At 70.6% G+C, this 12,656-nt stretch carries 12 protein-coding genes, 1 tRNA gene and 1 pseudogene; 4 read left to right on the top strand and 10 right to left on the bottom strand.

Features of this window, described 5'->3' with window-relative positions; translation table 11 throughout:
* Nucleotides 1-144 precede the first annotated feature (144 nt).
* Nucleotides 145-903 carry a 3-oxoacyl-ACP reductase FabG gene (gene fabG / locus QTQ03_RS13565; protein WP_289278339.1) on the top strand — a complete coding sequence of 253 codons (759 nt, stop codon included), beginning with the start codon at nucleotides 145-147 and terminating at the stop codon, nucleotides 901-903.
* A gap of 62 nt (nucleotides 904-965) precedes the next feature.
* On the opposite strand, the gene QTQ03_RS13560 is transcribed toward fabG, so the two are convergent.
* Both QTQ03_RS13560 and QTQ03_RS13555 read right to left on the bottom strand, forming a co-directional pair.
* Complete coding sequence (locus QTQ03_RS13560) at nucleotides 966-1,385, bottom strand: hypothetical protein (protein WP_289278338.1); 420 nt, start codon at nucleotides 1,383-1,385, stop codon at nucleotides 966-968.
* The gene (locus tag QTQ03_RS13555; protein ID WP_289278337.1) at nucleotides 1,378-1,773 is read right to left on the bottom strand and encodes a hypothetical protein; all 396 of its coding nucleotides are present in this window, start codon (nucleotides 1,771-1,773) and stop codon (nucleotides 1,378-1,380) included. The genes QTQ03_RS13560 and QTQ03_RS13555 overlap by 8 nt, the downstream gene beginning before the upstream one ends.
* Before the next feature lie 149 nt (nucleotides 1,774-1,922).
* Here QTQ03_RS13555 and QTQ03_RS13550 point away from each other — a divergent pair, with 149 nt between their 5' ends.
* Nucleotides 1,923-2,828 (top strand): Gfo/Idh/MocA family protein, encoded by a 906-nt coding sequence (locus tag QTQ03_RS13550; RefSeq protein ID WP_289280813.1) that lies wholly within the window; start codon nucleotides 1,923-1,925, stop codon nucleotides 2,826-2,828.
* A gap of 34 nt (nucleotides 2,829-2,862) precedes the next feature.
* On the opposite strand, the gene QTQ03_RS13545 is transcribed toward QTQ03_RS13550, so the two are convergent.
* The gene (locus QTQ03_RS13545; protein ID WP_289280812.1) at nucleotides 2,863-3,054 is read right to left on the bottom strand and encodes a DUF2795 domain-containing protein; all 192 of its coding nucleotides are present in this window, start codon (nucleotides 3,052-3,054) and stop codon (nucleotides 2,863-2,865) included.
* A 69-nt stretch (nucleotides 3,055-3,123) separates the two neighbouring features.
* Here QTQ03_RS13545 and QTQ03_RS13540 point away from each other — a divergent pair.
* Nucleotides 3,124-4,379, top strand: a pseudogene (locus tag QTQ03_RS13540) (erythromycin esterase family protein).
* A gap of 58 nt (nucleotides 4,380-4,437) precedes the next feature.
* On the opposite strand, the gene QTQ03_RS13535 reads toward QTQ03_RS13540, so the two are convergent.
* The 3 genes from QTQ03_RS13535 to QTQ03_RS13525 are packed head-to-tail and all read right to left on the bottom strand — an operon-like array spanning nucleotide 4,438 to nucleotide 7,711.
* Complete coding sequence (locus QTQ03_RS13535) at nucleotides 4,438-6,651, bottom strand: MMPL family transporter (protein WP_289278336.1); 2,214 nt, start codon at nucleotides 6,649-6,651, stop codon at nucleotides 4,438-4,440.
* 32 nt (nucleotides 6,652-6,683) lie between these two features.
* Entirely contained in the window at nucleotides 6,684-7,232 is a 549-nt protein-coding gene (locus QTQ03_RS13530; protein ID WP_289278335.1) for a TetR/AcrR family transcriptional regulator, read from the bottom strand.
* Nucleotides 7,233-7,291: 59 nt separating this feature from the next.
* Nucleotides 7,292-7,711, bottom strand: a complete 420-nt coding sequence (locus QTQ03_RS13525; protein ID WP_289280811.1) for a winged helix-turn-helix transcriptional regulator — start codon at nucleotides 7,709-7,711, stop codon at nucleotides 7,292-7,294.
* Between the two features lie 407 nt (nucleotides 7,712-8,118).
* Here QTQ03_RS13525 and QTQ03_RS13520 point away from each other — a divergent pair, with 407 nt between their 5' ends.
* Entirely contained in the window at nucleotides 8,119-9,666 is a 1,548-nt protein-coding gene (locus QTQ03_RS13520) for an MFS transporter (protein ID WP_289278334.1), read from the top strand.
* A 290-nt stretch (nucleotides 9,667-9,956) separates the two neighbouring features.
* Here QTQ03_RS13520 and QTQ03_RS13515 read toward each other — a convergent pair.
* From QTQ03_RS13515 to QTQ03_RS13500, 4 genes are all read right to left on the bottom strand, one after another.
* Nucleotides 9,957-10,031 (bottom strand) — tRNA-Arg (locus QTQ03_RS13515).
* Nucleotides 10,032-10,212: 181 nt separating this feature from the next.
* Complete coding sequence (locus QTQ03_RS13510; protein ID WP_289280810.1) at nucleotides 10,213-10,905, bottom strand: winged helix-turn-helix domain-containing protein; 693 nt, start codon at nucleotides 10,903-10,905, stop codon at nucleotides 10,213-10,215.
* Nucleotides 10,906-11,155: 250 nt separating this feature from the next.
* Nucleotides 11,156-11,812: a DUF305 domain-containing protein gene (locus QTQ03_RS13505; protein WP_289278333.1), complete on the bottom strand. Its 657-nt coding sequence runs from the start codon at nucleotides 11,810-11,812 to the stop codon at nucleotides 11,156-11,158.
* Between the two features lie 9 nt (nucleotides 11,813-11,821).
* Nucleotides 11,822-12,622: a thioredoxin-like domain-containing protein gene (locus tag QTQ03_RS13500; RefSeq protein ID WP_289278332.1), complete on the bottom strand. Its 801-nt coding sequence runs from the start codon at nucleotides 12,620-12,622 to the stop codon at nucleotides 11,822-11,824.
* Nucleotides 12,623-12,656: the final 34 nt, after the last annotated feature.

Below are 12,656 nucleotides of genomic sequence, written 5' to 3'. Positions count from 1 at the left end.
GCGCTGCTGGAACCGCCCGCGCCGGAGCGCGTTCCGCTGGCGGCCCCGCCCCCGCTCTGCGGCCCGCTGCCGGTCTCGGCGGCGCCGACCGCCGTGCCGCTGGGTTAAGCTCCTTCGATCGAGCGAGGTTACCGGGAGGTAGGGATGTCGGAGGAGCAGCGGGTCGCCATCGTGACCGGCGCGGCGCGTGGCATCGGAGCCGCCACCGCCAAGCGCCTGGCCGCCGACGGGCTGGCCGTGGCCGTGGTGGACATCGAGGAGTCCGCGACGAAGGAGACCGTCGACGCGATCGCCGCCGCCGGCGGCCGGGCGCTCGGCGTCGGCGCGGACGTGGCCGACCGCGCGCAGGTGGAGGCGGCCGTCGAGCAGGTCGCGGTCGAGTTGGGCACGCCCACCGTGCTGGTCAACAACGCGGGCGTCCTCCGGGACAACCTGTTGTTCAAGATGACCGACGCCGACTGGGACATGGTGCTGGGGGTGCACCTGCGGGGTGCGTTCCTGTTCACCCAGGCCACCCAGAAGCACATGGTCGAGCGGAAGTGGGGCCGGATCGTCAACCTCTCCAGCACCTCCGCCCTCGGCAACCGCGGCCAGGTGAACTACTCCGCCGCCAAGGCAGGCCTGCAGGGCTTCACAAAGACCCTCGCCATCGAGTTGGGTCCGTTCGGGGTCACCGTCAACGCGGTCGCCCCCGGTTTCATCGTCACCGACATGACCGCGGCCACGGCCGCCCGGATGAAGGTGGACTTCGAGGCGCTGCAGAAGCACGCCAAGGCCGAGATTCCGGTCCGCCGGGTGGGTCGCCCGGAGGACGTGGCGCACACCATTTCGTTCCTGGCCAGCGAGGGCGCCTCGTTCGTCTCGGGCCAGGTGGTCTACGTCGCCGGCGGCCCGAAGGACTGAGCCGGCACGCGCGCCCGGCACCGGCCGCTCTTGCCCACCTGACCCGCCCGGCCCCGGGCGGGTCAGGTGGCGGTGCGGCGGGTGCGCCAGAGCCAGAGCAGGCCCAACACCGGCAGGACCAGGGGGATGTAACCGTAGCCGCTGCCGAACTCCGACCAAACCGTCTCGTCGGGGAACAGTTCCGGCCGGGTGTGGCTGAACCAACCAACGCCCAGCACACCGGCCAGCTCCGTCGTGCAGCAGGCGAGCGCCACCCAACGGCCGGCGGCACCCGCCCGGGCGAGGCCCGCCGCGGCCACGATGTAGATCGCCGCCGCCAGCGCCGAGAGTAGGTATGCCACCGGCGCCTGGTCGAACTTCGTCGCGATCTGGAGCCCGGCCCGGCTGGTCGCGGCGATCGCGAAGAGCAGGTACACCGCGATCAGCAGCCGGCCCGGGCCGCCGTTGGTCCGGGTCCGCGCGGCGGTCGGCGCTTCAGCCACCGGCCAACTCCCAGGTCTGCTGGAGCCGTACCACCACCACGGGCGCGACCAGGCAGACCGCGCACACGATCGCCGACCCCCAGCGGGTCGGCTCCATCCGGGCGAGCACCGCCGCCAGCGGCGGCAGGCAGACGAGGGTGACCAGGTACCCGGCGAACGCGCCCGGCTCGCCCGGCCGGTCACCACCGGCGAGCGCGATCAGCGCCACCACCGCCATCGCCAGCAGCACGAGTTCCAGCACGGCCAGGCCGGTGAACTGTACTCGGTCCGGTGCGCGGTGCCGCAGCGTGGCCACCAGGGCCCAGGCCGCGACGAGGAGGGACAACAGGATGGCCGCCATGGCGAGCAGGCCGCCCACCGGGGACCCGCCCGACGCCGCGTTGATCATCGGGGCCACCCGGGGTGCGGTTCGGTCACCGCCACACCCTACTAATCCGCGTAGTAGCGGTGTCGCGTGGGCAAGCGGCCGGTTCGGCGGCTAGCGTGATCGAGAGGGCCACGGGGTGGCCGTGGCGTGACGACGGGCGGGAGCTTCTCGTGGTGCGGTTCGGGTTGTTCGGCACCGGGCACTGGGCGGGCGAGACACACGGCGCGGGAGTGGACGCCCATCCCCGCGCCGCGCTCGTCGGCGTCTGGGGACGGGACCCGGCGAAGGCCGCCGCGCTCGCGCAGCGGTACGGGGTGCCGGCGTTCGAGGACGCCGACGCGCTCATCGACGCATGTGACGCGGTGGCGGTAGCCCTCCCGCCGGACGTGCAGGCCGACATCGCGACCCGGGCCGCCGTCGCGGGGCGGCACCTGCTGCTCGACAAGCCGCTCGCGCTGACCCTCGCCGACGCCGACCGGGTGGTCGCCGCGGCCCGGGCCTCGGGCATCGCGTCGCTGGTCTTCTTCACCCAGCGGTACCACCCGAACGTCACCGCCTTCCTCGCCGCGACCGCCGCCGACGGCGGCTGGCAGCACGCCAGGGCAACCCTGTTCGCCTCGATCTACCAGCCCGGCAACCCGTACGGGGCGTCGGCCTGGCGGCGCGAACACGGCGGGCTCTGGGACGTCGGCCCGCACGCGCTGTCGCTGATCCTGCCGGTGTTGGGTCGGGCCACCCGGGTGGCGGCGATGAGCGGTCCGCGCGGCCTGGTGCATCTGCTGCTGACCCACGAGGGCGGCGCCACCAGCACCGTTTCGCTGACCCTGGATGCGCCCGGCGAGGCGGTGACCCGCGACGTCGTCTTTTACGGCGACAGCGGCATCGAGACCGCCCCGCTCGGCAAGGGCACTGTGGCGGACGCGTACGGGGCGGCGATCGACCAGCTACTGGAGGAGATCGAGTCGGGCACCCGGGACCACCGCCTCGATGTGCGCTTCGGCCGCGAGGTGGTGGCCGTCCTCGCGGCGGCCGAAACGGCGCGCACCGAGGCCCGCGTCGTCGACGTTCCCGCCTGACGACGGCACACCGGCGGCCCCCTTCTTTGCATGCTCACGCGAGCGGGTTCAACGCCTCGGAGAGCTCGTCCGGGGAGTCGAAGCTCTCCGCGGAGAGTGCCCGTAGCATCTGGAGCATCTCCGTGCTCACCCCGTTCTCCTGGCCCCACCGGACCAGGTCCTCGCGGGAGACCGGGTAGTCGAGCCCGGCCAGGTACTCCAGCAACTGCACCCCGGTGACGGTCATGCAGCCGGCTACCCGCTCCGCGCGGCGGCACACCGGTTTGCCCACCGGTGGGTCGGGTAGCCGCCCGCCATGCTGGTTCAGCGGCTCGGCACGCCGAGCGACTTCGACCCGTTGCTGGAACGTGCCCGGGACGCCCGGATTGTGATGATCGGAGAGGCTACGCACGGCAGTTACGACTACTACCGGCTCCGGGAGCAGCTCACCCGCCGCCTGATCGCGGAGTGTGGCTTCTCCTTCGTGGCGGTGGAGGGGGACTGGCCGGACTGCGACCGGGTGAACAGGGCGGTCACCGTCGCCCCGGGGGCGACGGTGAGCCGCAGACCGCGCTCGAGCGGTTCGCGCGGTGGCCGACATGGATGTGGGCGAACGCCGAGGTGGCGCGCTTCTGCCAGTGGCTGCGGGCGTGGAACCTGGAGCGGCCCGAGGCGGCCCGGGCCGGGTTTCACGGGTTGGACGTCTACAGCCTGTGGGAGTCGATGCAGGCGATCTTCGACTACCTGGGCGAGGAGGACCCGGCGTCGCTGGAGGCCGCGCAGGACGCGTACCGCTGCTTCGAGCCGTACGGCAAGCAGGTCGAGGAGTACGGCATGGCCAGCCGGTTCGTCTCGGCCCGCTGCGAGGAGGAGGTGGTGCGCCTGCTGGCGCGTACCCGGGAACACGCGGTGGCGGACGGCGCTGACGCCTTCTCGGCCTGGCAGAACGCGGAGGTCGTGGCCGGCGCGGAGCGGTACTACCGGGCGATGGTCACGGGCGGCCCGGAGTCGTGGAACGTCCGGGACATCCACATGGCGGACACTCTCGACCGGTTGTTGGACCAGTACGGTCCGGGAGCCCGGGGGGTTGTCTGGGCGCACAACACCCACGTCGGCGACGGTCGGGCGACCGACATGGCCGCCGACGGAATGATCAACATCGGCCAGCTCGGGCGTGAGCGACACGGTCGCGACGCGGTCGTCCTGGTCGGGTTCGGCAGTCATCGGGGTACCGTGATCGCCGCGCCGCGCTGGGGCTCACCGGCGGAGGCGATGATCGTGCCGCCGGCCCGGGAGGGCTCGGTGGAGCGGCGGCTGCACGAGTTGATGCCGGAGCGGGCGGTGCTGGTGTTCGGCGGGGACGACCAGCCGGGCTGGGTGACCGACACCCTGGACCACCGGGCGATCGGGGTGGTGTACGACCCGTCGTTCGAGTCGTGGGGCAACTACGTGCCGACCCGGCTGGGGGAGCGTTACGACGCGTTCATCTGGTGCGACCAGGCGACGGCCCTGCACCCGCTGCCCGCCCGGACCACCCTTGGTGAGATGGAGACCTATCCGGCCGGCGTCTGAGCGGCTGCCACGGAGGGCCCCGGTACACCTTGTTGTGTCCGGGGCCCTTCGGGTGACCTCACGCCGGGGTGGCTTCCTTCTCTGCCAGGTGGGCGCGCAGACCCTCGCCCTCGACGTCGACGTTGGGCAACGCCCGGTTCAACCAGCGTGGTAGCCACCACGCCCGGGAACCCAGCAGTGACATGACCGCCGGCACGATCGTCATCCGGACGAGGAAGGCGTCGATGGCGACACCGATCGCGAGCGCGAAGCCCATCGACTTGATCACTGGATCGTCCCGGAAGACGAAGCTGCTGAAGACCGAGATCATGATCAGAGCAGCGGCGGTGACCACCCGCGCCCCGTGGCCCATCCCGTTGATGGTGGCCTGCTGCGCGGTGTCGCCGTGGACGTAGTCCTCCCGCATCCGGGAGACCAGGAACACCTCGTAGTCCATCGCGAGACCGAACAGGATGCCGATCAGCAGGATCGGCAGGAAGCTGATCAGCGGGCCGGGGGTGTCCAGGCCGACCAGGTCCGCCAAATGCCCCTGCTGGAACACGGCCACGGTGATGCCGAAGGTCGCTCCGACGGTGAGCAGGAAACCGACCGCTGCCTTGACCGGCACCAGCAGCGACCGGAAGACCAACATCAGCAGCACCACCGACAGGCCCACCACCAGCAACAGGTAGACCGGAAGCGCGTCGGCGAGCTTGTCCGAGACGTCGATGCTGACCGCGGTGACGCCGGTGAGCAGAACGTCGGCGTCCTGGATGCCGCCGACCGCGTTCCGGATGTCCTTCACCGCGGTCTCGGTGGCCGGGTCGTTCGGCCCGGTCTTCGGCACCACACCGATCAGTGCGGACTTCCCGTCCTGGCTGAGCTGCGGCGGGGCCACCGCGATGATGTTGTCGGTGCGTTGCACCAGCGCCGTGACCTGGGACGCGGCGCTGGCGGTGGCCTGTGGCGACTCACCCGCGACGACGACAGCCAGCCGACCCGTGAAGCCGGGGCCGAAGCCCTCGACGATCAGGTCGTTGTTCTCCCGGGCGGGCGACCCGACGGGCGCTGTGCCGGCGTCCGGCAGGGCCAGGCGCATGTCCGGGGCGGGTAGGGCGAGCAGCCCGAGTCCCAGCAGGCCGACCAGGATGACCGGCAGCCGGAACCGGGTCACGAAACCTGCCCAGCGGAAGCCGAACGCGGACCGGTCCTCCGACGGCGTGCTCCCGCCGGCAGGGCTCTTGCCGTCGGATGCGGCGTCGCCGCTGGTGGCTCGGCGTAGCTTGCGGGGCATCACCCGGGAACCGGCGAAGCCGAGCAGAGCCGGTTGGAGGGTGATCGCGACCAGCACCGCCACGGTGACGGTGCCGGCGGCGGCCAGACCCATCACGGTGAGGAACGGAACGTTCACCACGGCCAGCCCGGCGAGTGCGATGACGACCGTGGCCCCGGCGAAGACCACGGCCGAGCCTGCGGTCCCGACCGCCCGCCCGATCGCCTCGTCTCTCGGCAGCCCCTCGAGCAGGTTCTGCCGGTAGCGAGAGGTGATGAACAGCGAGTAGTCGATGCCGACGGCCAGGCCGAGCATCAGGGCGAGGACCGGCGCGCTGCTGGTGAGCTCCACCACGTCGCTGAGCGCGAACAGGCCGGCCATGCCGACGCCGACGCCGATCAGCGCGTTGAGCATGGTCATGCCGGCCGCGACGAGCGAGCCGAACGTCACCACCAGCACGACCAGGGCGACCGCGACACCGAGCGCCTCGGTCCCGCCACCCTCCGGCTCGGCGTTGAGCACCTCGCCGCCGGGGGCCACCTGCCAGCCCTGCGCCTCGGCGCCCGTGCCCGTGCCCACCTTCTCGTAGGCGTCCCGCTGCTCCTCGGTCACCTTGTCCGCGCCTTCGGCGAACTGAACCTGGATCAGCGCGTACTGGCCGTCGGGGGAGACGGCGCCGGTCTGGAACGGGTCGACGGCACCGACCACGCCGGGTAGCGCCGTGGCCTCCTGGGTCAGCTCCTTCACCACCGCCTGACCGGATGGGGTGCCGAGCTGGCCGGGTTGCGGCGCCTTCACCGCGATGGTGCCGGTAGCACCGCTTGCCTCGGGGAACTGCTCGGTGAGCAGTTCCCGGGCTTGCTGCGACTCGGTGCCCGGCATGCTGAAGTTACTCGATGTGGCCCCGTGCAGGGTCGCGGCCGCCAGGCCGAGGCCGACGAGAACGACGAGCCAGAGCGCGGCGACGAGTCGTCGTCGGCGCATCGAGCCCCGGCCGAGCCGATAGAGCAGGGTCGCCATGGAATCGGTATCCTCCGTTGTCGGTTGATCGGTTACTCGATGGGCCCGAGCGCCCGGCAGACCAGCGCCAGTAGCGCCGGACGTAGCTCCCCGTCGGGTATGTCGATGAACTCCCCGCATGCCTCCGCGATGCCGGCGATCACCACCAGCGCGGCGATCCGGGCGGATTGGTGGTCGGACCGCCCGACGAGCGCGTCGAGGAGCAGCTCGGGTACCCGCTGGAGGTGCGCGAACGCCGGCTGTCGCAGCAGCTCCGGGAACTCGCCCCGGAGAAGGGCGATCTCCCGGCGGAACCGGACAGCCAGGTCGACGAAGCCCTCCGCCGCGACCCGCCGCGTGTCGGCCGGCGTCTCGGCGGCGACGATGCGCTCCTCCAACGCCCGGCAGACCGCGACCGCCGGAGCTATCAGCTCGGTGAGGATGGCTTCCTTGCTGGCGAAGTGGTAGAGCACCGCCGCCTTGGAGCAGCCCACCTCCCGGGCGATGTCCTGCAACGACGTGCCCCGATAACCGGTGAGCGTGAAGCGTCGCACCGCGGCCGTGAGGATCTCGGCGCGCGTCTCCGCCACTGCCCGTGCCATGTCGATCCCACCTCCCCGACCAGCATGCCTGACCGATCGGTCAAGTGCTGACCGATCGGTCAGGTCGGATCGGTGGTATTCGTCACACCGCCGTGGCGACGGTCGTACGCGGTCCGGGCGGCGGCGACCGCGCCCCGGTGCCGCTCGGCCCAGTCGGTGAGCGCGACCAGCGACTCGTACAGTTCCAGAGCGATCGGGGTGGCCGTGTACTCGACCTTCGGCGGGACCGTCGGATACACCCTGCGTCGCAGCAGGCCGTCCCGTTCCAGGTTGCGGAGCGTCAGCGTGAGCATCCGCCGGCTGATCCCCTGCACGCCGCGCTCCAACTCGGTGAAGCGGACCGGACCCTGGGAAGCGGCCACCAGGATGCCGATGCTCCACTTGCCGCCCACCCGGTCGAGCACCTCGCGGACCGTGCAGGCCCTCTCCGGATCGGGCCCGACCAGGCCATCCGGGCAGGCTGCCGTCCCGTCCCCGATCGGCGTGGGCGCATCGCTGTCCGGCTGGTGCGCCACCGTGCCTCCTTGCGCTCCCGGGCCTTACGGCCACCGACCATTCTCCAGTAACAAGCCGTGCCCCAAGGGCCGAGGCGGCACTTCCGACTTCCAGCCGCAGCCAGTGGCGGCGCGGCACGGCCGATGGTCAGACCGGACCCGTGCCGGTCGAGAGGTATGTCGTGCGGCGCGTGGCCTACCCGACGTTGACTTCAACAAATGTTGAGGTTCTACCGTCGGCCCCGTCGAAATCACGAGAGTTCCCTTGAGGAGACCATGATCCTGGTGACCGATGCGGCGGGCGACGTCGGGCGGCGTGTGGTGGAGCGCCCGACGCCCATGAACGCCGACCAAGTTCTGAACGACCTTCCGATGCTGAGAAAGGACGCATCATGACCCCGCACGTACCGGAGGAGTCGGTCGCGCCCGCCAACCGACGCTCCTGGGTGGCCCTCGCGGTGCTGGCGTTGCCGACCCTGCTGCTCTCCATCGACGTCTCCATGCTCTATCTCGCGCTGCCTCAGCTCACCGCGGAGCTGCGGCCGAGTGCTACCGAGCTGCTGTGGACCACCGATGTGTACGGTTTCATGATCGCTGCCTTCCTCATTCCGATGGGTGCGATCGGTGACCGCATCGGACGCCGTCGGCTCCTGCTGATCGGTGCGGCGGCCTTCGGCCTCACCTCGGTGGTGGCGGCCTACGCGACGACGCCGGCGACACTGATCTTGGCCCGTGCCCTGCTGGGTATCGCTGGCGCGACCCTGATGCCCTGCACCCTGGGGCTGATCAGTGACATCTTCCGGGTGCAGCGGCAACGCCAAGTCGCCATCGGTGTGTGGGCGGCATGCTTCTCCGGTGGCGTCACGGTCGGGCCCGTGGTCGGTGGCCTCATGCTCGACCGGTTCTGGTGGGGCTCCGTGTTCCTGCTCGGTGTACCGGTCATGGCGCTCCTGCTGATCGCCGGGCCGATCCTCCTGCCGGCGGCATCGGGGCCGCGCTCCGGACGGGTGGACGCGCTCAGCGTCGTCCTGTCAGTGACCGCCATCATGACCCTGGTGTACGGCATCAAGGCGCTCGCCGCGCACGGCGTTGCCCTGGTACCTCTGATCTCCCTGCTGGCCGGGGCCGTGTGCGGGGTGGTGTTCGTACGCCGCCAGCGGGCCCTGGAATCGCCGATGCTGGACCTGAGCCTGTTCACCCGCCGCGAATTCTCGGTGGCGCTGACGGTGTTGCTGTTCGCGCTGGCCGCGATGGGTGGCGCCAACCTGTTCATCGCGCAGTACCTGCAGTTGGTGGTCGGCCTGTCGCCACTGGCGGTCGGGCTCTGGCTGCTCGTACCGTCCGCGGTGCTCATGGTCAGCGCTCTGACCGCACCCTTGCTGGCGCACCGGATCCATCCGGGTCGGGTGATCGGCTTCGCCCTGATCGTCACGGTGGTCGGGTACCTGATGGTCACCCGGGTGCCGAGCCGAGATGGCCTTCCGCTCCTGCTCGTGGCGCTGACAGTCGTTCACGTGGGGTTGGGCCCGATCATGTCGCTCGGAACCGACCTGGTGGTCGGTTCCGCCCCGCCGGAGAAGGCCGGAGCGGCGTCGGCGGCGTCGGAGACAAGTAGCGAGCTGGGACTGTCGTCGGGCATCGCCACCCTGGGCACCCTCGGGACCGTGGTCTACCGCGACCAGTTGCCGGAGGCGCCGCCTGCCGGGGTGCCGGTGGAGGCGATGACTGGGGCACGGGAAACCCTGGCCGCCGGCATCGAACTGGCCGAACAGTTGCCGGAACAGGCGGGAGTGATCTTGATCGCCGCTGCCCGGGACGCCTTTACCGACAGCATGGCTGCGGTTGTTCTGGTCTCGGCGGGCATCACGGCCTCGTTGGCGGTGATGAGCTTGATCGTCTTTGCCCGTCGACCAGTTTCGAGCTCGCTCGCGAAACGGTGACGCTGGATCGGCTGAGCGGCGGCCGGCTCAGCCCTGGCAGCGACAGGTACGGCGGCGAGTGGGCCAGGACCGGCGGGCAGACGATCCGGTGACGCGGCTCTCAGGCAGCGCATCGAGAAGGCGCTAGGCCACGGGTGAGGCTGCGCCGAACTTCGGCACGTATTCGGCACAGACACCCGCTATCGGCTTCGGCACAGACACCCGCTATCGGCCACTGACGGCCGGACAAATGCTGAAGACCCCTGACCGGGTTTCGCCTGGTCAGGGGTCCTCTTGGTGCTGGTCGGCTCTGGTGCCCCCGGCAGGATTCGAACCTGCGCTCCCGCCTCCGGAGGGCGGTGCTCTATCCCCTGAGCTACGGGGGCTCAGCGACTGGAGAAGACTAGCAAACGCCGGCCGTGACCGCCGAATCGGTATCGGAAGATCGAATCCGTCTCGCCGGAACCCGTTCCGCGGCCCGTCCAGCCGTTGATCCAGGCGCGCGGCGCGTACCGGCGCCGCCGGGCGGGACCCGCTTGCCGTGGGTGGGATCGTGGGCCGGGGTTGTCAGGCGGCGACGGCGCGACCGCAGCTCGGCAGCGGGTGCAGCACGATGCGGCGGGGGAGTCGGCGCGGCCACTCGTTGCGGGGCCAGGACCCGTCCACGATCAGGTGTACGGTGCGGCGCTCCTCGCCGCTGAGTCGGAGCACGAAGTCCCGCGGTAGCGGTGGGTCCACCGACGGCGTGGTGATCATGAAGCGGACCCGACCCCGGGACGAGACAGCGGAGATCACGTCGGCCGCCGGCATGGTCCCGCGCAGGCGGATCCGCCCGATCCAGTACACCTCGGCGAGATGTTCCTGCGCGGCATGGGTGATGGCCGGGTACTCGGTGCGTACCCACCGTTCGACCGCGCCGACGCAGAGCCCGCAGGCCCGTTCGCGGGGCTCTCGCGGGCCCAACCCCCAGGCGCGCAGGTAGGCGCCGACCGCCCCGGTGTCCATCGGTAGCCCGATCCGGCGCTGGATGAGAGTGTGCAGGCTCTGTCGCGTCCAGAGCTGTTCGTCCAAGCCGAACGTGTCGGGGTAGCTGCTCCGCAGCGTGTCGATGAGTTCGAGTTCCTGTTCGCGACTGAGCGTTCCCGGCTCGCCCTGCCGCTGTCCGCGACGGACGGCCGCCACCGCCCCGTCACCGCCGATGGTGTGGCGCCGGCACCAACTGGTGACGGAGCGCCGTGCGTCTCTCAGTGCAACCCCCACGCCCTGCGCAACGAGCCCGAATCGCAACTGGTCACGATATGTGGGGAGAAACTTCTCTTAGTGATTGATTCGGTCGCACGAGGCACAGTACCCGAACCGGACAAGTGCACCTGAAAGCCGTGTGATCGCCTAACCCCGACCAGTGGCGTGTGCACGCGACGGCGCCCAGGCCGTTGCGGGGGCGCGCAGCGAAAGTCCCGCACCCCGGCGCGGAGTGCGGGACTTCGGCAGGGAGGGCGCGGCGGCCGGATCAGCCCCGGAGGCGCTTGAGCGCGTTCTGGAGATTGACCAGGTCGGTCTGCTGCGTGTTCTTCATGATCTGCGCAGCGTTCACCACCTCGGGCTCATCGCTGGCGTCCAGCAGCGCGTCCACCATGTGGATGCCACCGATGTGGTGTGTGATCATCAGTTCCAGGAAGAGAACGTCCAGGTCCGTGCCCTGTGCGGCGCGTAGCTGTGCCATCTGTTCGGGGGTGGCCATACCCGGCATCAGACCGTCGCGGACCATCTCGGTGCCCTCGGGGACCCACGCCATCCGGGGCTGGGAGCCAGTCGGATCCAGTTCCCAGGAGCGCAGCCACGTCTGCATGGCACCGATATCGCCCTGCTGGGAGAGGGCGATGTCGCTGCCGATGCTGCGTACCTCCAGGTCACTGCCGCGCTGGAACGCGATCAGCCCCATCTCCACCGCCTGCGCGTGGTGGGTGGTCATGTCCCGAGCGAAGCCGGCCTCCGCGGAGGCATCCCCGGGCCGGGTCAAGCGTGGCGTGAGCAGGCCACCCGCGTACCCGAGCAGGAGGCTCGCCACGACGGCGGAGACCAGCACGAGGAACGCGACCCGGCGGGTGGAACGCCGGTCGCCGGACTCGGCGGCCGGGGTTTCGTCCAGCGTCACGGATGTGGTCATGATCCGTCCTTACTGAGGCGACATCTGGTCGCCGAGGTCGCGTGGGGTGGTGCCGGTGGCGGTCACCCCCTGGTTGCACAGCGCGGTCGGGCCTTCGATGGACGCGTTCACCTTCAGCGTCTTGATGAACTCGTCGATCCGGCCGTCGTCGGCGCTGTCGACCTTGAGCTGGTAACCCCATGCCTGCATCGAGATCGGCTTGTCCAGCTTCTCGAACGGGCTGAGGAACATCTTCTCGTTGCCGCGCACCCGTTCCGCCAGCTTCTCGACCTGGTCGGCGGGCAGGTCGGGCCGGTAGGTGATCCAGACCGCGCCGTGCTCCAGGCTGTGCACCGCGTGCTCGTTGGCGATGGGGGCGTCGTACACGTCACCCATGCAGTTCTGCCAGACGCCGTTGTGCGGGCCAGCCACCGGCGGAAGCACCGAATAGGTGATCGAGCCTGGCTTGTGGTTGCCGCCCTTGACCAGTTCCGGGTCCTTCTCGCGGAAGTTGACGAGGCCGTCGATCGCGTTCGCCCGCTCGTCCCACGGCTTGGAGCCCTGGAAGGTCGCCCAACCGCCGTAAGCGATGATCGCGACGGCCAGCACGCCGACGCTGACGAACAACGCGATCGGGCCCCAGCTGCGGCCCTGGCTGACCTTCACCGGGGTGACCGGCTTACGGGGGCCCTTGCCGCCGCCCGCGCGCGGGGTGCCCGCCGGCTTGCCGGACCCGGCCCTGCCGCCGGCCGGCCGGCCCGCCGCCGGCTTCTTGCCGGTGCTGGTCACGGTCGGGCGGCGCTCCGGGCCGCCCGGGGTGCTGATGCTCATCGTGCCTCGTCAGGTCGGTCGGTAGGGGATCTGG

The sequence above is a fragment of the Micromonospora sp. WMMA1363 genome (assembly GCF_030345795.1).
Lineage (GTDB): Bacteria > Actinomycetota > Actinomycetes > Mycobacteriales > Micromonosporaceae > Micromonospora.
The sequence above is the reverse complement of the archived record's forward strand: the minus strand, read 5'-3'. Positions and strand labels throughout refer to the sequence as shown.

What these genes read in the sequence shown, in the direction of transcription:
- QTQ03_RS13535 (WP_289278336.1), bottom strand. Translation starts at nt 6,651, where the DNA reads ATGGCGACCCTGCTCTATCGGCTCGGCCGGGGCTCGATGCGCCGACGA.
- fabG (WP_289278339.1), top strand. Translation starts at nt 145, where the DNA reads ATGTCGGAGGAGCAGCGGGTCGCCATCGTGACCGGCGCGGCGCGTGGC.
- QTQ03_RS13555 (WP_289278337.1), bottom strand. Translation starts at nt 1,773, where the DNA reads ATGATCAACGCGGCGTCGGGCGGGTCCCCGGTGGGCGGCCTGCTCGCC.
- QTQ03_RS13500 (WP_289278332.1), bottom strand. Translation starts at nt 12,622, where the DNA reads ATGAGCATCAGCACCCCGGGCGGCCCGGAGCGCCGCCCGACCGTGACC.
- QTQ03_RS13505 (WP_289278333.1), bottom strand. Translation starts at nt 11,812, where the DNA reads ATGACCACATCCGTGACGCTGGACGAAACCCCGGCCGCCGAGTCCGGC.
- QTQ03_RS13520 (WP_289278334.1), top strand. Translation starts at nt 8,119, where the DNA reads ATGACCCCGCACGTACCGGAGGAGTCGGTCGCGCCCGCCAACCGACGC.
- QTQ03_RS13530 (WP_289278335.1), bottom strand. Translation starts at nt 7,232, where the DNA reads ATGGCACGGGCAGTGGCGGAGACGCGCGCCGAGATCCTCACGGCCGCG.
- QTQ03_RS13545 (WP_289280812.1), bottom strand. Translation starts at nt 3,054, where the DNA reads ATGACCGTCACCGGGGTGCAGTTGCTGGAGTACCTGGCCGGGCTCGAC.